Origin of the sequence: Mesorhizobium sp. WSM3864 (assembly GCF_002294955.1) — a bacterium.
GTDB lineage: Bacteria > Pseudomonadota > Alphaproteobacteria > Rhizobiales > Rhizobiaceae > Mesorhizobium.
This window is the reverse complement of record NZ_NSGD01000001.1, coordinates 761,546-781,161: the sequence shown is the minus strand read 5'-3', so window position 1 is coordinate 781,161 and position 19,616 is coordinate 761,546. Positions and strand designations below refer to the sequence as shown.

19 protein-coding genes are annotated in these 19,616 nt (G+C 63.9%); 15 read left to right on the top strand and 4 right to left on the bottom strand.

Annotated elements, in window-relative coordinates; all coding sequences use genetic code 11:
- The first annotated feature begins 125 nt into the window (after positions 1 to 125).
- The 8 genes from dusB to hflX all read left to right on the top strand — a co-directional run bounded on the left by dusB (position 126) and on the right by hflX (position 10,309).
- Positions 126 to 1,154: a tRNA dihydrouridine synthase DusB gene (gene dusB / locus CK215_RS03830; RefSeq protein ID WP_095830113.1), complete on the top strand. Its 1,029-nt coding sequence runs from the start codon at positions 126 to 128 to the stop codon at positions 1,152 to 1,154.
- On the top strand, positions 1,151 to 2,293 hold the full coding sequence (locus CK215_RS03825) for a nitrogen regulation protein NR(II) (protein ID WP_095830112.1): 1,143 nt from the start codon (positions 1,151 to 1,153) through the stop codon (positions 2,291 to 2,293). The genes dusB and CK215_RS03825 overlap by 4 nt, the downstream gene beginning before the upstream one ends.
- Positions 2,290 to 3,750, top strand: a complete 1,461-nt coding sequence (gene ntrC, locus CK215_RS03820) for a nitrogen regulation protein NR(I) (RefSeq protein WP_095830111.1) — start codon at positions 2,290 to 2,292, stop codon at positions 3,748 to 3,750. Before CK215_RS03825 ends, ntrC begins: the two co-directional genes overlap by 4 nt.
- Positions 3,751 to 3,869: 119 nt before the next feature.
- Positions 3,870 to 6,161, top strand: coding sequence for a PAS domain-containing sensor histidine kinase (locus CK215_RS03815; RefSeq protein WP_066989713.1), 2,292 nt, complete (start codon positions 3,870 to 3,872; stop codon positions 6,159 to 6,161).
- Positions 6,151 to 7,512: a sigma-54 dependent transcriptional regulator gene (locus CK215_RS03810; RefSeq protein ID WP_066989715.1), complete on the top strand. Its 1,362-nt coding sequence runs from the start codon at positions 6,151 to 6,153 to the stop codon at positions 7,510 to 7,512. Before CK215_RS03815 ends, CK215_RS03810 begins: the two co-directional genes overlap by 11 nt.
- Before the next feature lie 155 nt (positions 7,513 to 7,667).
- On the top strand, positions 7,668 to 8,531 hold the full coding sequence (locus tag CK215_RS03805; RefSeq protein ID WP_066989718.1) for a D-amino-acid transaminase: 864 nt from the start codon (positions 7,668 to 7,670) through the stop codon (positions 8,529 to 8,531).
- Between the two features lie 143 nt (positions 8,532 to 8,674).
- On the top strand, positions 8,675 to 8,920 hold the full coding sequence (gene hfq, locus CK215_RS03800) for an RNA chaperone Hfq (protein ID WP_066989720.1): 246 nt from the start codon (positions 8,675 to 8,677) through the stop codon (positions 8,918 to 8,920).
- Positions 8,921 to 10,309: a GTPase HflX gene (hflX, locus tag CK215_RS03795; RefSeq protein ID WP_067321349.1), complete on the top strand. Its 1,389-nt coding sequence runs from the start codon at positions 8,921 to 8,923 to the stop codon at positions 10,307 to 10,309. It begins immediately after the preceding gene.
- A gap of 8 nt (positions 10,310 to 10,317) precedes the next feature.
- On the opposite strand, the gene mazG is transcribed toward hflX, so the two are convergent.
- Both mazG and CK215_RS03785 read right to left on the bottom strand, forming a co-directional pair.
- Complete coding sequence (gene mazG / locus CK215_RS03790) at positions 10,318 to 11,142, bottom strand: nucleoside triphosphate pyrophosphohydrolase (protein ID WP_095827670.1); 825 nt, start codon at positions 11,140 to 11,142, stop codon at positions 10,318 to 10,320.
- Positions 11,143 to 11,224: 82 nt separating this feature from the next.
- Positions 11,225 to 12,409, bottom strand: coding sequence for an amino acid aminotransferase (locus tag CK215_RS03785; RefSeq protein ID WP_095827671.1), 1,185 nt, complete (start codon positions 12,407 to 12,409; stop codon positions 11,225 to 11,227).
- 187 nt (positions 12,410 to 12,596) lie between these two features.
- Here CK215_RS03785 and CK215_RS03780 point away from each other — a divergent pair, with 187 nt between their 5' ends.
- The 5 genes from CK215_RS03780 to CK215_RS03760 all read left to right on the top strand — a co-directional run bounded on the left by CK215_RS03780 (position 12,597) and on the right by CK215_RS03760 (position 16,140).
- Positions 12,597 to 13,118 carry a sigma-70 family RNA polymerase sigma factor gene (locus CK215_RS03780; protein WP_245418591.1) on the top strand — a complete coding sequence of 174 codons (522 nt, stop codon included), beginning with the start codon at positions 12,597 to 12,599 and terminating at the stop codon, positions 13,116 to 13,118.
- The gene (locus CK215_RS03775) at positions 13,115 to 13,888 is read left to right on the top strand and encodes an anti-sigma factor (RefSeq protein ID WP_095830109.1); all 774 of its coding nucleotides are present in this window, start codon (positions 13,115 to 13,117) and stop codon (positions 13,886 to 13,888) included. Before CK215_RS03780 ends, CK215_RS03775 begins: the two co-directional genes overlap by 4 nt.
- A 38-nt stretch (positions 13,889 to 13,926) precedes the next feature.
- Positions 13,927 to 14,643, top strand: a complete 717-nt coding sequence (locus CK215_RS03770; RefSeq protein ID WP_066989741.1) for a Bax inhibitor-1/YccA family protein — start codon at positions 13,927 to 13,929, stop codon at positions 14,641 to 14,643.
- A gap of 207 nt (positions 14,644 to 14,850) precedes the next feature.
- Complete coding sequence (locus CK215_RS03765; protein WP_095830108.1) at positions 14,851 to 15,726, top strand: aldose 1-epimerase family protein; 876 nt, start codon at positions 14,851 to 14,853, stop codon at positions 15,724 to 15,726.
- 3 nt (positions 15,727 to 15,729) lie between these two features.
- On the top strand, positions 15,730 to 16,140 hold the full coding sequence (locus CK215_RS03760) for a hypothetical protein (RefSeq protein ID WP_095830107.1): 411 nt from the start codon (positions 15,730 to 15,732) through the stop codon (positions 16,138 to 16,140).
- A 52-nt stretch (positions 16,141 to 16,192) separates the two neighbouring features.
- Here the strand turns inward: CK215_RS03760 and CK215_RS03755 are convergent, their stop codons facing one another.
- Positions 16,193 to 16,942 carry an outer membrane beta-barrel protein gene (locus CK215_RS03755; RefSeq protein WP_095830106.1) on the bottom strand — a complete coding sequence of 250 codons (750 nt, stop codon included), beginning with the start codon at positions 16,940 to 16,942 and terminating at the stop codon, positions 16,193 to 16,195.
- A gap of 264 nt (positions 16,943 to 17,206) precedes the next feature.
- On the opposite strand from CK215_RS03755, the gene CK215_RS03750 reads away from it, so the two are divergent.
- On the top strand, positions 17,207 to 17,599 hold the full coding sequence (locus CK215_RS03750; protein ID WP_095830105.1) for a GFA family protein: 393 nt from the start codon (positions 17,207 to 17,209) through the stop codon (positions 17,597 to 17,599).
- Positions 17,600 to 17,622: 23 nt separating this feature from the next.
- Here the strand turns inward: CK215_RS03750 and CK215_RS03745 are convergent, their stop codons facing one another.
- Complete coding sequence (locus tag CK215_RS03745) at positions 17,623 to 19,140, bottom strand: winged helix-turn-helix domain-containing protein (protein WP_245418590.1); 1,518 nt, start codon at positions 19,138 to 19,140, stop codon at positions 17,623 to 17,625.
- Between the two features lie 202 nt (positions 19,141 to 19,342).
- On the opposite strand from CK215_RS03745, the gene CK215_RS03740 reads away from it, so the two are divergent.
- On the top strand, positions 19,343 to 19,579 hold the full coding sequence (locus tag CK215_RS03740; RefSeq protein ID WP_095777661.1) for a hypothetical protein: 237 nt from the start codon (positions 19,343 to 19,345) through the stop codon (positions 19,577 to 19,579).
- The last annotated feature ends 37 nt before the right edge of the window (positions 19,580 to 19,616 follow it).

Genomic DNA, 19,616 nt, shown 5'->3' with positions numbered 1-19,616 from the left:
TCGCGGCTGGCAGGGAAGGCCAGCATTTTCCAAAATGCGCCTTAATGTGACGTCATTGCGCGTTGCACAATGGCTTGCATCTGGCTACACAATGTGCAGCAATCAAACATGCTTGGTTTTTGTGCATGCCTGAATTGACCACATTGGCTTCGCCGCTCGACGTCGGCGGCGTAGGGATACGCAACCGCGTGTTCCTGGCGCCGATGTCCGGCATCACCGACGAGCCGTTCCGTCAGCGTGCGCATGCGCACGGTGCCGGGCTGGTCGTGTCGGAAATGGTGGCGAGCGGCGAACTGGCCAAGGGCAGGGCCGGCTGCGACCTGCGCATCCGCCATTCCGGGTTGCCCGTCCATATGGTGCAGCTTGCTGGCCGCGAGGCAGCGCACATGGCCGAGGGCGCGAGAATCGCGGCGGGCGAGGGCGCCGACATCATCGACATCAACATGGGCTGCCCGGCAAAGAAGGTGACGGGCGGCTATGCCGGCTCGGCGCTGATGCGCGATCTCGATCACGCGCTCTCGCTGATCGAGGCGGTGGTCGGTGCGGTCTCGGTGCCGGTGACGGTCAAGATGCGGCTCGGCTGGGACGAAAGCGCGCTCAACGCGCCGATGTTGGCGCGCCGCGCCGAGCTGGCCGGCGTGCGCATGGTGACCGTCCACGGCCGCACGCGCTGCCAGTTCTATCAGGGTAAGGCCGATTGGCGCGCCATTGCGCGCGTCAAGGAAGCGGTCTCGATCCCGGTGGTGGCCAATGGCGATGTCGGCTCGCCGGAAGAGGCTGCGACGATCCTGGATCAATCAGGCGCCGACGCGGTGATGATCGGCCGTGCCCATTACGGCGCGCCGTGGACCGCCGGCAGCATCGCGGCAGCCGCCGCTGGCATGTCTGCAACCGATATTCCCGAAACGCCCCAGAGGCTCGCTGACTACGTGGTTGCGCATTACGAGGACATGCTCTCGCTCTACGGCGTCGAAAGCGGGCTCCGCCAGGCGCGCAAGCATCTCGGCTGGTATCTGGACAGGCACGCGACTTGTGCTTCGGCGGAACGGCGCAAGCACATCCTCACTTCCTTCGAGCCGGCTGAAGTGATCGCCGGGCTGCGCCAAGCCCTTACCGAAAGCGCGGCATCGCCAGAATTGCGGAGCGCGGCATGAATACGAACCTCCCACAGCCGGCCGACACCGCGGATGCCGCCAATATCGTGCTGAACACCATCCGCCGCCCGGTGATCATGGTCGACGCCGACGGCTTCATCACCTTCGCCAACGCGGATGCAGAGGATTTCTTCCGCTCCAGCGCGACCATGCTGGCGCGCAACACGCTGTCCAAGCTGGTCCCGTTCGGCAGTCCTCTGCTGACCTTGGTCGACCAGGTGCGCGAGCGCCGCGCGCCGGTCAACGAATACCGGGTCGACGTTTCTTCGCCGCGCCTCGGCATCGAGAAGATGGTCGACCTCTACGTCGCCCCGGTGCCGGAGTTTCCCGGCTCGGTCGTGGTGATGTTCCAGGAACGGTCGATGGCCGACAAGATCGACCGGCAGATGACACATCGGGGTGCCGCCCGTTCTGTCACCGGCCTGGCGGCCATGCTGGCGCATGAGATCAAGAACCCGCTCTCCGGCATCCGCGGCGCGGCGCAACTGCTCGAGCTCTCGGCCTCCGACGAGGACCGTGCGCTCACCCGGTTGATAACCGACGAGACTGACCGCATCGTGTCGCTGGTCGACCGCATGGAAGTGTTTTCCGACGAGCGGCCGATCGAGCGCTTTCCCGTCAACATCCATGTCGTTCTGGATCATGTGAAAGCGATCGCCAAGAACGGCTTTTCGAAAAAAATCAAGATCTTGGAGGAATATGATCCATCGCTTCCTCCAGTCTATGCGAACCGTGACCAGCTGATCCAGGTGTTCCTCAACCTGGTCAAGAACGCCGCGGAGGCGATCGGCGCCGACCCGCAGGGCGAGATCGTGCTGTCGACAGCTTTCCGGCCCGGCATCCGCGTTTCCGTGCCGGGAACGCAAGACCGCGTCTCGCTGCCGCTGGAATTCTGCGTGCACGACAACGGCCCCGGTGTTTCCGAGGACATCCTGCCGATCCTCTTCGATCCGTTCATCACCACCAAACCGAACGGCTCGGGCCTCGGGCTGGCCCTGGTCGCCAAGATTGTCGGCGAGCATGGCGGCATCATCGAATGCGATTCGACGCAGCGTGGAACCACTTTCCGCGTCCTGATGCCGGCCTGGAAGGACACTTTGCCCAACGCCGGCGACGAAGCTGAAGGAGACCGCAAATGACCCTTCGCGGCAATATCCTCGTCGCCGACGACGATGCGGCGATCCGAACCGTGCTCAACCAGGCGCTGTCGCGCGTCGGCCATGAAGTGCGCGTGACTTCGAACGCCTCGACGCTGTGGCGCTGGGTGGCTGCCGGCGAGGGCGACCTCGTCATCACCGATGTGGTGATGCCGGACGAGAACGCCTTCGACATGCTGCCCCGCATCAAGAAGGCGCGGCCCGAGCTGCCGGTCATCGTCATGAGCGCGCAGAACACTTTCATGACCGCCATCCGCGCCTCCGAGACCGGCGCCTACGAGTATCTGCCGAAGCCGTTCGACCTGACCGAGTTGCTCAACATCGTCAACCGCGCGCTTGCCGAGCCGAAGCGGCCGAAGCTGGATTCCCGCGCCGACGACCAGCCGGAGACGATGCCGCTGGTCGGCCGCTCGGCCGCCATGCAGGACATCTACCGCATGCTGGCCCGCATGATGCAGACCGACCTGACGGTGATGATCAGCGGCGAATCCGGCACCGGCAAGGAGCTGGTAGCGCGAGCGCTGCACGAATACGGCCGCCGTCGCGGCGGGCCTTTCGTGGCCATAAACATGGCCGCGATCCCGCGCGACCTGATCGAATCGGAACTGTTCGGCCATGAGAAGGGCGCCTTCACCGGCGCGCAGAACCGCTCCACCGGCCGCTTCGAGCAGGCCGAAGGCGGCACGCTGTTCCTCGACGAGATCGGCGACATGCCGATGGAGGCGCAGACGCGCCTGCTGCGCGTGCTCCAGCAGGGCGAATACACGACCGTCGGCGGCCGCACGCCGATCAAGACCGACGTGCGCATCGTCGCCGCCACCAACAAGGATTTGCGGACCCTGATCAACCAGGGTCTGTTCCGCGAGGACCTGTTCTACCGCCTGAATGTCGTGCCGCTGCGACTTCCGGCGTTGCGAGAGCGTTCTGAAGACGTGCCTGACCTTGTCCGGCATTTCTTCAAGCAGGGCGCCAGCGAAGGCCTGCAGACCAAGCGCATTTCCTCCGGTGGCATCGAGCTGATGAAGCGCTATCCCTGGCCCGGCAATGTGCGCGAGCTGGAAAATCTGGTGCGCAGGCTCGCCGCGCTCTATTCGCAGGACGAGATTTCGGCCGAGATCATCGAGGCCGAACTGAAGACCGGCGAGCGATCTGTCGTGCCGGACGGCGGCGCGCTGATCCCCGACGATCTGTCGATCGGCCAGGCGGTCGAGCATTTCCTGCAGCGCTATTTCGCGTCGTTCGCCGGCGATCTGCCGCCGTCCGGGCTCTACCAGCGCATCCTCGCCGAGGTCGAATATCCGCTGGTGCTGGCTTCGATGACCGCGACGCGCGGCAACCAGATCAAGGCGGCCGAGCTTCTGGGCCTGAACCGCAACACGCTGCGCAAGAAGATCCGCGAGCTTGGCGTCAACGTCTACAAGGCCGCCAGGCAGCCCTGAGTTGCCCTTCACTTTTGGGAATTAAGTCGGGGAAAGATTTCCGTCCCGGCCACACTTGTTGCATAATCGCCACAATGCGTTGCATACATCCGACGCAATGACCGACTCTAGACGGCGATATGGCTGCTGAGGCTCCGACACTGAACCAACCGCTTTTCAGCCGGGCCGGCGTTCGCGACGGTCGCCGGCTGCTGGCGCTGCCCGGCGTGGTCGCGATCGTCGGCGCCATGATCACCGCAGCGATCTCGTTTGCGATCCTTGTCGGTGCGACCCCAATCGCGCCGAATGCAAACGCCACCTGGGCGCTGATCGCGCTCAACGCCGTCTTCGTCCTGTTCCTGATCGCCCTGATCAGCCGCGAGATCCGCCGCATCGTCATGGCGCGCAGGCACGGCCGTGCAGCATCGCGGCTGCATGTGCGCATCGTCGCCATGTTCGCGCTGGTCGCCGCCATCCCGGCGATCATGGTCGCGATCATCGCCTCGATCACGCTCGATATCGGCCTCGACCGCTGGTTCGAGATCCGCACCAAAACGATCGTCAATTCGTCGCTGTCGATCGCCGATGCCTATGTCCAGGAAAATGCGCGCAACCTGCAGGGCACGACCCTGTCGATGGCCTACGACCTCGACGCCTCGCGCACGCTCTACGGGCTCGACCGCACCGGCTTCCTCGATCTCATGAACAAGGAGGCCGTTGGCCGCGGACTGGCGCATGCGGCGCTGATCAAGCCTGACGGCTCTTTCGTCATGAGCGCCAAGACCGACGCCGACTTCGCCATGCCTGAGCCGCCCCCTGGCGCGGTCAACACGGCCGCCGACGGCAAGCCGGTGCTGATCGAGCCGCGCACCCGCAACATCATGGGCGCCATCGTCAAGTTGCGCGAGATCGAAGGTCTTTATCTCTACACGATCCGGCTCGTCGACCCGGACGTTATCAAGGCGCGGCAGATCGTTCGGTCGAACACCGACGAGTATCGCGGACTTGAAGAGAACCGTCGCACTTCGCAGGTCGCGTTCGCGCTGCCCTATCTGTCGCTGACCCTGATCGTCATCCTGTCGGCGATCTGGACCGGCATCGCCGTGGCCGATCGCATTGTCCGGCCGATCCGCCAGCTGATCGGCGCGGCCGACGAGGTGGCGACCGGCAATCTCGACGTCGCCGTGCCCGTGCGTCAATCGGACGGCGACGTCGCTTCGCTCGGCGAGACCTTCAACAACATGATCCTCGAGCTCAAATCGCAGCGCAACGAGCTGCTGTCGGCCAAAGACCTGATCGACGAGCGGCGGCGGTTCTCGGAGGCGGTGCTGGCCGGCGTGACCGCAGGCGTCATCGGCGTCGATCCCTACGGCGTCATCACCATCGCCAATCGCTCGGCCGAAACGATGCTGGCGATCTCGGCGAGTGCCGCGCTCGGACAGAACCTGTCCGCCATCCTGCCGCATGTCGGTCGCGTCTTCGAGATCGGGCGCCAATCCGGCAAGCCGGTCTATCGCGAGCAGGTGACCTTCTTCCGCGCCGGCATGGAACGGACTTTCAATGTCCAGGTCACCGTCGAGGCCGGAGACGACGGCTCGGAAGAAAAATCCTATGTCGTCACCATCGACGACATTACCGATCTCGTGCAGGCGCAGCGGTCTTCGGCCTGGGCCGATGTGGCGCGGCGCATTGCCCATGAGATCAAGAATCCCCTGACGCCCATCCAGCTCTCGGCCGAGCGCATCAGGCGCCGTTACGGCAAGGTCATCACCGAGGACCGCGAAGTCTTCGATCAGTGCACCGACACCATCATCCGTCAGGTTGAGGACATCGGCCGCATGGTCGACGAATTCTCGGCCTTCGCCCGCATGCCGAAGCCGGAGATGAAGGTGATAGACCTGCGCGAGTCGCTGCGCGAAGCTTCGTTCCTGGTGGAAGTCAGCCGCTCCGACATTGCTTTCCAGCGTGATTTTGGCAACGAGCCGCTCAAGGGAACGTTCGACAGCCGCCTGATGGCGCAGGCCTTCGGCAACGTCATCAAAAACGCCGCCGAGGCCATCGACGGACTTGATGCGCAAGACCGTTCCGACGGCACAATCCGGATTCAAGCCGGGCGGCAAGATGGCGCCATAAGAATCGATGTTATCGACAACGGCAAAGGGCTGCCGCGCGAGAATCGGCAGAGACTGCTCGAGCCCTACATGACGACGCGCGAAAAAGGCACCGGCCTTGGCCTCGCTATCGTCAAGAAGATCGTGGAGGACCATGGCGGCCGGCTCGAATTGCACGACGCGCCGCCCGATTTCCACGGCGGCCGGGGCGCGATGATCTCGATCATCTTGCCACCGGCGGCGGTCGTCCCCGCGCCGCCACGCGGCGAAGGCCGCGACGAACACGAACGAGAAACTGAAAAGGTCGGTAATGGCGTCTGACATTCTCATCGTCGATGACGAGGAAGACATCCGCGAACTGGTCGCCGGTATCCTGAGCGACGAAGGTCACGAAACCCGCACGGCACACGATGCCGACAGCGCGCTAGCGGCGATTGCCGATCGCGCGCCACGGCTGATTTTCCTCGATATCTGGCTGCAGGGCTCGCGCCTCGACGGTCTGGCGCTGCTCGACGAGATCAAGACGATGCATCCGAACATGCCGGTGGTGATGATCTCCGGCCACGGCAACATCGAAACGGCGGTGTCGGCCATCCGGCGCGGCGCCTATGATTTCATCGAGAAGCCGTTCAAGGCCGACCGTCTCATCCTGATCGCCGAGCGCGCGCTGGAAACTTCCAAATTGCGGCGCGAGGTCTCGGACCTCAAGCTGCGCAGCGGCGAGACCTTCGACCTGATCGGCATGTCGTCAGCGATGAGCCAGCTGCGGCAGACCATCGAGCGTGTCGCGCCCACCAACAGCCGCATCATGATCATCGGTCCGTCGGGTTCCGGCAAGGAACTGACGGCGCGCGCCATCCACGCGCTTTCGGCGCGCAAGAACGGGCCGTTCGTGACGCTGAGCGCCGCCACCATCACGCCGGAACGCATGGAGATCGAGCTGTTCGGCACCGAATCGAACGGCACCGAACGCAAGGTCGGCGCGCTGGAGGAGGCGCATCGCGGCATCCTCTACATCGACGAGGTCGCCGACATGCCGCGCGAGACGCAGAACAAGATTCTGCGCGTGCTGGTCGAGCAGCAGTTCGAGCGGGTAGGGGGCACAAAGCGGGTCAAGGTCGACGTCCGCATCATCTCCTCGACAGCGCAAAACCTGGAGGCCATGATTGCCGATGGCCGCTTCCGCGAGGACCTCTATCATCGCTTGGCGGTGGTCCCAGTCACTGTGCCGGGTCTCGCCGAACGGCGAGAGGATATTCCGTATCTCGTCGACAATTTCATGAAGCAGATCGCGCGTCAGGCCGGTATCAAGCCGCGCCGCATCGGTGACGACGCGCTGGCCGTGCTGCAGGCGCACAACTGGCCGGGGAACGTGCGCCAGCTGCGCAACAATGTCGAGCGGCTGATGATCCTGGCGCGAGGCGGCGACGTCGACGCGCCGATCACCGCTGACCTTCTTCCCTCCGAGATCGGCGACGTCATGCCGCGCACCCCCAACCAGTCGGACCAGCACATCATGGCGCTGCCGCTGCGCGAGGCGCGCGAGCAATTCGAGAAGGACTACCTGATCGCCCAGATCAACCGCTTCGGCGGCAACATCTCGAAGACGGCCGAGTTCATCGGCATGGAGCGATCAGCCTTGCACCGCAAGCTGAAGTCGCTGGGCGTGTAAAGGCAATCCAGGAAAGTGGGCAGCACCGGTTGGGCTCGGCGGCTTCGCCGTAGCCTTCCGTCCGGAATTGCCCAAAGCCGGCTGGCCCACGCGATTGTTCATTACGGCAGCGGCGGAATCGCTTAAGAGAGCCGGACATTTCCCTGAGGTAGCCCATGCCGCGCATTGCCTATGTCAACGGGCGCTACGTTGCCCATGCCGACGCCCGCGTCCATATCGAGGATCGCGGCTATCAGTTCGCTGACGGCGTCTATGAGGTCTGCGAGGTGGCGCGCGGCTTTATCGTCGACATGCCGCGCCATCTGGCCCGGCTCAAGCGCTCGCTCAAGGAATTGTCGATCGCATGGCCCGTCTCGGAAGGCGTCCTGCCGATGCTGCTGCGCGAGGTGGTGCGCCGCAACAACGTCGTCAACGGCCTCGTCTATCTACAGGTGACGCGCGGCGTCGCCAGCCGTGAATTCGTCTTTCCCGCAGTCGGCACCCGCCCGTCCTTGGTTATAACCGCCCGGAAGGCCGACCCCTCTGCTGCCGCCAAGCGGGTTGAGACCGGCATCAAGGTCATCACCGTCCCGGAGAATCGCTGGGACCGCGTCGACATCAAGAGCACCGGCCTGCTTGCCAATGTGCTCGCCAAGCAGAAGGCCAAGGAAGCCGGCGCCCAGGAGGCCTGGTTCGTCGACTCCGACGGCACGGTCAAGGAGGGCGGCTCGTCCAATGCCTGGATCGTCACCCGCGACGGCGTTCTGGTGACGCGGCCGGCCGAACACGGCATCCTGCGCGGCATCACCCGCACGACACTGTTCGACGTCGCCGAAAAGCTCGGTCTGAAGATCGAGGAGCGTGGGTTTTCGATCGCCGAAGCCAAGGCAGCGCGCGAGGCTTTCATCAGTTCCGCGACCACGATCGCCATGCCGGTAGTCGAAATCGACGGCGCGCCGATCGCAAACGGCCACCCCGGTTCCATGACACTTTCGTTGCGGCAGGCATTTTTTGACATTGCGGAAAAAAGTCCAGCCTGATAACCGCAAAGGTGGAATGAACCTCAACTATCTCGTTCTGCTTGTCGTTTAGGCGGCAAGAGGGGGTTTGCGCGCTTGACAGGCGCCGCGTAATTTGGCGCATTGGCCTGCAGACCGAAGGGGATCGGCGAAAGACAAAAACAATGGCGGAACGATCGCAAAACCTTCAGGACCTGTTCCTGAATTCAGTTCGCAAGAGCAAAAATCCACTTACCATCTTTCTCATCAACGGTGTGAAGCTGACCGGCGTGGTCACTTCGTTCGACAATTTCTGTGTGTTGTTGCGGCGCGACGGGCATTCCCAGCTCGTCTACAAGCACGCCATTTCCACGATCATGCCGAGCCAGCCGGTTCAGATGTTTGATGGCGAGGAAGGCCAGGGCGCCTGATTGGCACGTGAGCAGGACGCGGACCGCAGAGTTCGCGGGAAACAAGGACATCAACTCGGGCCGGAAGCCAAGGATCCGACCCGGGCCGTTGTCATTGTGCCGGTGCTTGCGCGCCAGCCGCGGGGCGATGACGATTCGAGCCGCCCGCGCCTGAGCCGCTCGGCGGATGCCCGCCACGACGAGGCGGTCGGGCTTGCCAGCGCCATCGACCTGGACCCGGTCCACACCGCGGTGGTGACGGTCACCGATCCCCGCCCGGCAACGCTGCTCGGCAGCGGCAAAGTGGCGGAATTCGCCGACATCGTGAAGGAACGCAAGGCGGAATTGGTCATCGTCGACCACCCGCTCACGCCGGTGCAGCAGCGCAATCTCGAGAAGGAACTGAACGCCAAGGTGCTCGACCGCACCGGGCTTATCCTCGAGATCTTCGGCGAGCGCGCCAGGACCAAGGAAGGCACCCTGCAGGTCGAGCTGGCGCATCTCAACTATCAGAAGGGTCGGCTGGTGCGCAGTTGGACCCACCTCGAACGGCAGCGCGGCGGCGCGGGTTTCCTGGGCGGTCCCGGCGAAACGCAGATCGAATCCGACCGGCGGATCCTGCAGGACAAGATCACCAAGCTCAAGCATGAGCTGGAAACGGTTCGCCGCACCCGCGACCTGCACCGCGCAAAACGCAAGAAGGTGCCATTTCCGGTAGTTGCGATCGTCGGCTACACCAATGCCGGAAAGTCGACGCTGTTCAACCGGCTGACCGGGGCAGGGGTGCTGGCGGAGGACATGCTGTTCGCCACGCTCGATCCGACGCTGCGCCGCGTGCGCCTGCCGCACGGCACGCCGATCATCCTGTCGGACACGGTCGGCTTCATCTCGGACTTGCCGACTCATCTGGTCGCGGCCTTCCGGGCGACGCTGGAAGAGGTCGTCGAGGCCGATCTCGTGCTGCATCTGCGCGATATCTCCGATCCGGACACGGCAGCGCAGGCCGAGGATGTCGAGCGCATCCTTGGCGATCTCGGCGTCGATGCCGCGGACACCAGCCGCGTGATCGAGGTGTGGAACAAGATCGACCTGCTCGACGAAGGCAATCGCGAGCGCCTGCTTGCCGAGAGCGCCGGCGGCAAGGCGCCGCCGATCGCGATATCGGCAGCGACCGGCGAGGGGATCGATGCGCTCAAGGCGCTCATCGAGGCCAGAGTGTCGGGCGAGTTGGAAACGATGACGGTGACGTTGAGCCCCGCTGAGCTCGGCCAGGTCGACTGGCTCTATCGCAATGGCGATGTCGTCTCGCGGAGCGACAATGAGGACGGCAGCGTCACCATCTCACTGACGGCCACGCACAGCGCCCGCCAGGAGATCGAGACCCGGCTGAACCGCAGGAACCACGGCTAGACTGCGGCTTATCTTGCGTTTTTGGCCTGCTGCCAGAGGGTTTCCATCTCGTCCAAAGTCGCCTGTTCCAACGACCTCCCGGAAGCCTCCAACTCCCGCTCGACATAATGGAAGCGCGAGCGGAACTTCTCGTTGGTGCCGCTCAGCGCAGCTTCGGCATCAAGTTTCAGATGGCGGCCGAGATTGACGACGGCAAACAGCATGTCGCCGAACTCATCCTTGATGGGGGCCGCGTCACCCGTGGCCAGCGCCTCGCGCAGCTCGCCGATCTCTTCCTCTATCTTGTCGAGGATGGGTGCTGCCTCGCTCCAGTCGAAGCCGACGCGCGCAGCCTTCTCCTGCAGCTTCAACGCGCGGGTCAGCGCAGGGAGCGCAACCGGCACGCTGTCGAGATAGCCCTTGCCGTGATCTTCCGGGTCGAGGCCGCGCGCGATGCGGGCGTTGCGCTTGTCGGCCTTCTCCACCGCCTTGATCTTCTCCCACATGCCCTTGGCCATGCCGGCGCTGCGCGCCTTCTCGTCGCCGAAGACATGCGGGTGACGGCGGATCATCTTGGTGGTGATCGCCTCCACAACGTCGCCGAACGCGAACTCGCCAATCTCCTGCGCCATCTGCGCGTGGTAGACGACCTGCAGCAGAAGGTCGCCCAGTTCCTCGCGCAGATCGTCGAAGTCGGCGCGCGCGATCGCATCCGCCACTTCATAGGCTTCCTCGATCGTGTAGGGGGCGATGGTGGAAAAGTTCTGCTCGATGTCCCAGGGGCAGCCGGTCTTCGGCGCTCTCAGTGCCGCCATGATCTCGATCAGACGGGAGATGTCTTTGGAGGGTTTCATGCAACAAACCCTAGCTCGCGCCGCGGCGGGCGACCAATCCCGCCGGCTGGCAAAAGCCGATTGTCCACAGTTGCGCCGGCGCTCAGTCGAGTACCGAAACGATCGCCTTGGCGAGCTCGTCCATGCCGTCCTCAGGCAGACCTGCCACATTGATGCGGCTGTCACCCACCATATAGACGGCGTGCTCGGTGCGCAGCCGCTCAACCTGCGCTTCGGTGAGCCCCAGGCGGGAGAACATGCCGCGATGGCTGGCGACGAAATCGAAGCGATCGGAGTTGGATTGCCGACGCAACGCCTCGGCGAAGGCGACACGCAGCCTGAGCATGCGCAGCCGCATCTCCTCGAGTTCCGTCTCCCAGACCTTCTTCAGATCGGCGTCTTCCAGCACCATGCGTACGGCCGCAGCGCCATGGTCCGGCGGCATCGAATAGAGCGCTCGCGCCGCTGCCAGCATCTGGCTCATCGCCACGTCGGCCTGTGCGCCGTCCTTGGCCATGATCATGGCGGCACCGACGCGGTCGCGATAGACGGCGAAATTTTTCGAGCAGCTCGAGGCGACGACCATCTCGGGCACCTTGCCGGCGAGCAGCCGCAGGCCGGCGGCATCGGCGTCGAGCCCTTCGCCAAAGCCCTGATAGGCGATGTCGACGAAAGGCAGCAGGCCGCGCTCAAGCAGAACGTCGGCAACGTTCGCCCATTGCGCAGCATCCAGGTTGGCACCGGTCGGGTTATGGCAGCAGCCATGCAGCAGCACGATATCCCCGCTATTGGCGGTCTTGAGCACCGCCAGCATGTCGTCGAAACGGACAGCGCCGGAAACAGCGTCGAAATAAGGATAGTCGCGCACCTGTAGGCCGGCGGCGCGCATCACCGGCAGGTGGTTCGGCCAGGTCGGATCGGTGAGCCACACCGTCGCGCCTGGGCGCGTGCGCTGCAGAAGCTCGGCCACCAGCCTGAGGGCGCCCGATCCGCCCGGCGCCTGCGCTGCGCGGATGCGCGAATGATCGGCCCTCTCGCCGAAGGCAAGCTTGATCATGGCGGCGTTGAAGCCGGTGTCGCCGGCGAGGCCGAGATAGGTCTTGGTGTCCTGGCCCGCAAGCAGCCGCTTTTCGGCCTCGCGCACGGCCCGCATCACCGGCGTCCTGCCGTCGCGATCCTTGTAGACGCCGACACCCAAGTCGACTTTGCCGGGGCGCGTGTCGGCGCGGTAAAGGCCGATCAACGCAAGGATCTTGTCGGCGGGCGCGGGCTGCAGGGTCTCGAACATCGATCGGGCTCCAGTGGCGGCGGAGTGATACGCAAATCGGCCGCGCTTCGCCAGCGGTTTCCTCCATATGCCGCTTGGGTGTTCGCTCACCCGAAGCCGGCGCAACTCCTCGCGGGAATCGCAGAAAGAAACGGCAGCCAGGGATTAAAATCCCCACATGCTCCGTAAACAGGGCATGAAACGGTCGATGGCACGCTTCGATATCGTCGGGCAGTTGGGCTCGCTGCGGCGCTACGCACGCTCGCTGACGCGCGACAGCGCCGATGCCGAGGATCTGGTCCACGACGCGCTGGTGCGCGCCTATGAGCGGCGCGGCACCTTTCGTTCGGGCGGCAACCCGCGCGCCTGGCTGCTGGCGATCCTGCACAACATCTTCATCGACCGCATGCGCTCGCGGCGGTCCGAGGCAGCGCGCATTGAGCAGGCAGGCCGTCTCGCCGAGCAAAACATGCCGGCGTCCCAGGACCATTCGGTGCGCCTTTCGCAGGTGCGCGAAGCCTTCCTGTCGCTGCCGGAAGAGCAGCGCGCCGCGCTGCATCTCGTCGCCATCGAAGGGTTGAGCTACGCGGAGGCCGCCGACGTCAGTGGCGTCCCGCTCGGAACCCTGATGTCGCGCATCGGCCGCGCTCGTGCGGCGCTGCGCGAGATGGAGCAGGGCGCTCCGGCGCGCGGCAAAAATCACCTGAGGATCGTGGGAGGTGAATCATGACCGCCATCGTCGATCCGGTGACCGATGCCGATCTCGACGCCTATGTCGACGATCAGCTCGACGTCGCCCGCCGCATCGAGGTCGAGGCGTTCCTGTCCGCTCGTCCCGAAGTGGCTGCGCGTGTGATGTCGGATCTCAGAACGCGCGACGAGTTGCGCGTGGCGCTGGCCGGGCCAGGCGCAATGGCGCGCCCGGCGACGACCGACGCGGCGCGTCGGCTGGAGAGGGTGCTTGTCAGGGACCGTGCCTTTTCCGTGCTGCGGCGCGCCGCGGCCGCCGCCGTGCTGGTGGCGGCGGGGTGGCTTGCGAACGGCGTCTTCGGGCCGATTGCTGTCAGCAAGGTGGTCGCGTCGACGCAGCCGCCCGCCTATGTCGAGGAAGCGGTGAGCGCGCACCGGACGACGCTGGTGCGTGAGACGATGCCGTCCCAGGCCGAAGCGCCGAATTACGATGCCGACGAGATCCGCGCCGCGACCGCGATCGTCATGCCGTCATTGCCCGACGACTGGCGGATCCGCGATGTTCAGATCTATCCGTCGCGGTTCGGGCCGAGCGTCGAGATGGCACTCGAAACGAAGGACCTCGGGCTGGTGTCGCTGTTTGCGATCAGGCCAGGCACCTTCGACGTCGTGAAGCCCAGCGTCGCGCCCTTGGGCGATATCTCGTCCGCCTATTTCCAGATCGGCGAGGTCGCTTACGCCGTCGTCGGACAAGGCGATGCCGGCGATCTCGACCGGGCCGCCGAAAAGCTCGCCCGCACTCTCTATTGAAGCAGCCAATCGAACCGACCAAACCAAGGAGAAACGAAATGAACAGCCCTAATCTTGGATACCGAATGGGCACCGGCGTTCGGGCCGGTGCCGTCTATGACGAGGGCCTGCGCCGGCACATGCTGCGCGTCTACAACTATATGGGCCTCGGGCTCGTCGTGACCGGCCTCGTCGCCCTTGTTGTGGCCTCGACGCCGGCGCTCTACGTCCCGATCTTCTCCACGCCGCTGAAATGGGTGGTGATGCTGGCGCCGCTCGCCTTCGTCATGTTCTTCTCCTTCAAGATGCAGACAATGTCGGCGGCGAGCGCGCAGGCGATGTTCTGGGCCTTCTGCGCGGTCATGGGCCTTTCGCTCGCTTCCGTGTTCCTGGTGTTCACCGGCACCAGCATCGCGCGCACCTTCTTCATCGCCGCCACCATGTTCGGCGCCACCAGCCTCTACGGCTACACGACCAGGCGCGACCTGACGCAGTTCTCGTCCTTCCTGATCATGGGCCTGATCGGCGTGGTGATCGCGAGCCTCGTCAACCTGTTCCTCGGCTCGACCGCGCTGCAGTTCGCCATCTCCGTGATCGGCATCGCCGTCTTCATCGGCCTGACCGCCTGGGACACGCAGACGATCAAGGAGCAGTATGCCGAGAATTTCGACGCGGAATCGCAACAGAAGCTCGCCGTCTTCGGCGCCTTCTCGCTGTATCTCAACTTCATCAACATCTTCCAGCTGCTGCTGAATTTCACCGGCGAACGCGAATAGTCCGGACCGTAGCAGGCAACAGCTTCGAACCGTGGCCGACGGGTAAACCGCTGGCCACGGTTTGTCTTTTGGCATCGTGTCTGGCGTGGCAACGCTGTCGGTCGTTTGCGGCGGCTGCTTGAGGGGGTGCCGCACTGCCTGCTGCCCTTGAGTTCAGGCGAGGCCTTTTGCTAGCCTGCCGGCCCGACCAGCCAGTCGCGAGGACGCATGGAACAGCTGACGCTTGACGGTGACGGCATCTCGGCGACCATCGTCGGGCAGGGGGCCGAGCTGGTCTCCTTGCGCGATGCCGAAGGCACGCAACTTCTGTGGCAGGCGGGGCCTGAATGGCGGCGTCATTCGCCGGTGCTGTTTCCGATAGTCGGCCGGCTGAAAGGCGACCAGTTGCGCCATCGCGGCAAAGCCTATCCAATGACGCAGCATGGCTTCGCCCGCGACAGGCGCTTTGCCTGGGTGGAGCAGGGACCTTCCTCCTGCACGCTGGTCCTGACCGATGACACCGAGACCCGCACCCGCTACCCATTCGCCTTTCGGCTGGCCATAAGCTACAGCCTCGGCCCCAGCCAGCTTGGCGTGACCTTCGAGGTCGCCAACACAGGCGACGAGGTGCTGCCGGCCTCGGTCGGTGCCCACCCGGCCTTCAACTGGCCTTTGCTGCCGGAATTGCCCAAGGAAGCCTACCGGCTGACCTTTGCCGACGATGAACCCGCTCCGATACGGCGCCTGAAGGACGGGCTCATGCTGGCGACGCCGCAGCCAACGCCCGTCGAGGGCAAGACGCTTGCCCTCTCCGAGCGGCTGTTCGATGACGACGCCGTCATTCTGGACCGGCCCGCCAGCACCAGCGTGCGCTATGCCGCCGGGCGGGGGCCGGCGATCGAAATGTCGTGGCAGGGATTCAACGAATTGGGCATCTGGTCCAAGCCCGGCGGCGCGCCGTTCCTCTGCATCGAGCCCTGGCATGGCGTTGCAAGCCCGGTCGATTTCGACGGCGAATTCGCCGACAAGCCGGGCGTGATGCTGATCCCGCCAGGCGCCAAGCGCAAGTTGACCTACCGGATCACCATCAGCCGGGATGCGTGAGGCATGGCGTTCGCGATCAAGGCCGAGGTCAAGGATCCGCTGGCCGGGACATTCTCATTCGCGGCGCAGAAAACCATGTATGGCGGCAAGCATATCGCCGAAGGCGACACGATCTTCGTGTTCGCCAGCGAAAACGAAGGCGGGCAGGGGCTCATCGCGCGAGGTGTCGTCATGTCCTCGCAGGCAATTGCGAAACGACCCGATCTTGAACGGCAGACGCCCCGTGTTAGCGTTTCCATCCGTCGCGCCGCCCTGGCGACCAGGCGGTTGGGCCGCGACGAGCTCAAGCGCTTCAAGGATTGGAAGGACGGCCGGCCGGAGACGGAGCTCAATTTCAAATTCTATCGCCAGGCGACGAACAAGATCGTCGGCATCGCCGAGGAGACCGCGGCGTTTCTCGAAGGGTTTTTGTAAAGGAAAGGCCCGGCGCGGGCAGGGCCGAATTCGAGGCAATTTCGATCGAATATCAGTTGCCGAACTTGTAGCTCAACGTCGCCATGACCACATCGGCCCTGGCCTTTGTCCTGAAATGCTCCGGATTGCTTCCGAGCGAGCCGTCGTCGAATACATTGTTACCCGTGCTGGTCTTGGAGCCGAGATCGATATGTGTGTAGTCGACACCAAGGACAAGTTTGTTAGTGAGAGCGTAGTCTACGCCGGCACCCACCGCATAGCCATTTTGCCACGCGCTTTGCTCGTATGAGACGGCCATCGCCAAGGTGCAACAATCATGAGCCCTAAAGCTGACTTCGCCGCCAGCGTAGCCGCCTTTGGCATAGACCATGAAACGATCGAAGGCGTAACCAACCCGGCCTACCACCGTCGCGTAATGCTTTATCTTTGTGGTCTCGGTGTCGCTATCCGGGAAATAAGGGCTGGTGATTGTCTTGTCGATCCCGGTGGCGGTCCAGGTCGCCTCGCCGCCGAAAACGAACGGGTGCCACTGCGCCTGGTAGCCTATGTGCGCGCCGCCCGCGACATTCGTGTCGCTGAAGTTGAAGTCTGTGCCATTGGGCGGAACAGTGTCGGTATAGAAGCCGCCGCCTGGCCTAACATCCGTCGCTTTGATGCGGCTGTTGGCGACGCCGATATGCGCGCCGGCATAGAAGCCGCTCCAGTCGTAAGCCGAGCCGGCGACCGGACCGGTCGTGTCCGCAGCCGAAGCCCCAGTCGCGCTGAGCCCAGCCAGCGCGGCGATTGCAAGAAAAGTTCTCACTGAATGTTCCTCCGACCCAAATCAGACCCCATTGAGAGCGCGATCATAGCAAGATATCGCCGGCTAAGCTGTGACGATTATGTCGCACGGCGATAAAATCAAAGGTTGCAAAATGAGACTGTATCAACCTTGATAGCGACGGCCGCCGAAGACATGCGGCGCCGACGGGCAGGGCGCCAGCCGAAAGGCTGGCGCAGCTTGCATCGACGGCGCAACACGCTTCGTTGTAAACATTCCGGCCACATGATTTGAAGGAGACGCAACATGGACCGATTCACCGGCGGCTGCCTGTGTCGCGATGTCCGACTTGTGGCGTCGGGCCGCCCATACAGGGTCTGCATCTGCCATTGTCTCGATTGCCGCAAACATCATGGCGCGCTCTTTTATGCTTCGGCGGTATTCCCTCAGGACGCGGTTACGATCGACGGTGAGACGCGAGACTACGCCGGGCGGTTTTTCTGTCCGCGCTGCGGTTCGTCCGTTTTCGCACGCACCGCGGACGAGATCGAAGTGCATCTCGGGACCCTGGACGCCCCAGACCAGCTAGCCCCGACCTACGAAAGCTGGATCATCCGTCGCGAGTCGTGGCTGCCGCCGTTTCCAGTCAGCAAGCGATACGAGCGCGATCGCGAGGCGACGAGCCGCTTCGAAGAATAGGTCGCGCCATTCCATTCTGGCCGTCAGTCCGGAAGCCCGGCCTTGCGGAATCCGTCAACGAAATGCTCGAGCATCGCGTCGTCGCGGAACGGCTCGGTCCAGACCCAGTGGCTGGTCGTGAAATGCGGGTTGGCGATAAGGAACATCTCGACCTCCGCGCGCGCCTCTTCGAACCGGCCGAGCTGCGCAAGGCTTGCCGCCAGGAAACGGCGTGAGCTGGTCCGATAGGTCTCGTCCCGGCGCAGCGTCTCGATGGCGGCTTCATAGTCGCGGGCCGCATATTGCGCAGCGCCGAGCGTGAGATAGTACCAACTCGGCGGAAACGGGTTCAGCCGGAACGCCTTGCGAATATGCTCAAGGCCCTCTTCGATCCGCCCGGCTAGGACCTCGATGTCGGACAATGTCGCCCAGGCGTCGGCCTCGTTCGGATCGAGCTCGAACGCTTTGGCGAATTCGGCATCCGCCTCGCCGAAGCGATGCTCATAGGCAAGCAGGTTGGCAAGCACCCAGCGGCAGCCGGCGTCGTTGGGGTCGATCGTCACGGCTTTGCGGGCCAGCTCCAAGGCAATGCTCCGGTTGGGGTCGACGGGCTCGCCCCAATGCACCCATCCCATCCAATGGTTCATGGCGAGCCAGCGATAGGCTTCGGCATACTCCGGATCGAGCGAGACCGCGCGCGTCAGCATCAGATGCGCCTCCCGCGCCGTCTGAGGCGAGTCGTCGATCAGTTTTCGCGCCCGCACGCACAGATCGTAGGCCTCGAGATTCTTGGGCCGATTGCGCGGCGGCTGCGTGCGCAGCCGGCCGAGCAGCGCCTCCACGATCTTGGCCGTTACCTCGTCCTGGACGGCAAAAATATCTTCCAGACTGCGATCGAAGCGTTCCGCCCACAGATGTTCACCGCTCACCGCGTCGACAAGCTGCGCGTTGATGCGCACACGCCCCGCGGCGCGCCTTGCGCTCCCCTCAAGCAGGTAACGCACGCCAAGGTCCTCGGCGATCGCGCGCACATCCATCGGCTTTCCCTTGTAGACGAAGACCGAGTTGCGCGCGATGACGAACAGTCCCGCGTTCCTGGACAGGTCGGTGATCAGGTCTTCGGTCAACCCGTCCGCGAAGGATTCCTGCTCGGGATCATTGCTGAAATTGACGAAGGGCAGCACGGCTATCGAAGGCTTGCCGGGCAGTGGCAAAGGTTTTCGTTTCGTCTCGCCAAGCTGTTCGATGACCCCCGTGAAGCGATAGCCGACGCGCGGCACCGTAGCGATCCATTCACCGCCGTCGGCGGCGGGGCCGAGCAGCTTTCTGAGCTGCGCGATCTGGACGGTGAGGTTGCCTTCCTCGACGGCCGTGCCCGGCCATGCCGCGTCCATCAGCTCGGCCTTGGCCAGGATTTCGCCGGGACGTTCCACGAGCGCGGCAAGCAGCTTCAGCCCCCGATAGCCGGCGGCCACGGGGACATCGTTCCGAAGCAACGTTCCCGCAGCTGAATCAAGCACGTACGGGCCGAAGGCAAAGCGCGATCCCTGCATGCGGCGCATCTATAGAGCAATTCCAGGAAAAGTGTGAGACGGGTAGAGCAGTTCGTCATGTCCGATGAACCGCTCAGGCCGATTTGGAAGTTTTGAGAACTATTCGGATGCGCTTAATTACGGCGCAGCCCGCATCCTGCAGAATCCAACCTCATTCAGGTGGAAGGCCCCAACTCGAAAAGCATGGGGCCGCAAACCATAGGAGGTTGCCATGAACGACACGTTTGCATCGATCCCGCAGCTGGCAACGCTGGTCGGGCAGGCATCGCGCCGGCGCTACAGCCTGCAGACCCTGCGAGGCATGATCGCGGCCCGGCGCGAGCAGATACGGTTTCGCTGGGATCTGAAGCGGATATCAGAGGCCAACCCGCATCTGATCGACGATATCGGACTGACGAAACAGCAGGCCGAGGAAGAGATCGCCAAGCTGCCCTTCTGGCAAAGATAAACGCGGATGTGGCGTCACGTTGGTGCCGGCAGCGCAG

What these genes read in the sequence shown, in the direction of transcription:
- CK215_RS03740 (WP_095777661.1), top strand. Translation starts at nt 19,343, where the DNA reads ATGAACGACACGTTTGCATCGATCCCGCAGCTGGCAACGCTGGTCGGG.
- CK215_RS03785 (WP_095827671.1), bottom strand. Translation starts at nt 12,409, where the DNA reads ATGTTCGAGACCCTGCAGCCCGCGCCCGCCGACAAGATCCTTGCGTTG.
- ntrC (WP_095830111.1), top strand. Translation starts at nt 2,290, where the DNA reads ATGACCCTTCGCGGCAATATCCTCGTCGCCGACGACGATGCGGCGATC.
- CK215_RS03750 (WP_095830105.1), top strand. Translation starts at nt 17,207, where the DNA reads ATGGACCGATTCACCGGCGGCTGCCTGTGTCGCGATGTCCGACTTGTG.
- CK215_RS03825 (WP_095830112.1), top strand. Translation starts at nt 1,151, where the DNA reads ATGAATACGAACCTCCCACAGCCGGCCGACACCGCGGATGCCGCCAAT.
- CK215_RS03815 (WP_066989713.1), top strand. Translation starts at nt 3,870, where the DNA reads ATGGCTGCTGAGGCTCCGACACTGAACCAACCGCTTTTCAGCCGGGCC.
- CK215_RS03805 (WP_066989718.1), top strand. Translation starts at nt 7,668, where the DNA reads ATGCCGCGCATTGCCTATGTCAACGGGCGCTACGTTGCCCATGCCGAC.
- CK215_RS03770 (WP_066989741.1), top strand. Translation starts at nt 13,927, where the DNA reads ATGAACAGCCCTAATCTTGGATACCGAATGGGCACCGGCGTTCGGGCC.
- mazG (WP_095827670.1), bottom strand. Translation starts at nt 11,142, where the DNA reads ATGAAACCCTCCAAAGACATCTCCCGTCTGATCGAGATCATGGCGGCA.
- CK215_RS03775 (WP_095830109.1), top strand. Translation starts at nt 13,115, where the DNA reads ATGACCGCCATCGTCGATCCGGTGACCGATGCCGATCTCGACGCCTAT.
- hfq (WP_066989720.1), top strand. Translation starts at nt 8,675, where the DNA reads ATGGCGGAACGATCGCAAAACCTTCAGGACCTGTTCCTGAATTCAGTT.
- CK215_RS03760 (WP_095830107.1), top strand. Translation starts at nt 15,730, where the DNA reads ATGGCGTTCGCGATCAAGGCCGAGGTCAAGGATCCGCTGGCCGGGACA.
- CK215_RS03810 (WP_066989715.1), top strand. Translation starts at nt 6,151, where the DNA reads ATGGCGTCTGACATTCTCATCGTCGATGACGAGGAAGACATCCGCGAA.
- CK215_RS03780 (WP_245418591.1), top strand. Translation starts at nt 12,597, where the DNA reads ATGGCACGCTTCGATATCGTCGGGCAGTTGGGCTCGCTGCGGCGCTAC.
- CK215_RS03745 (WP_245418590.1), bottom strand. Translation starts at nt 19,140, where the DNA reads ATGCGCCGCATGCAGGGATCGCGCTTTGCCTTCGGCCCGTACGTGCTT.
- dusB (WP_095830113.1), top strand. Translation starts at nt 126, where the DNA reads ATGCCTGAATTGACCACATTGGCTTCGCCGCTCGACGTCGGCGGCGTA.
- CK215_RS03765 (WP_095830108.1), top strand. Translation starts at nt 14,851, where the DNA reads ATGGAACAGCTGACGCTTGACGGTGACGGCATCTCGGCGACCATCGTC.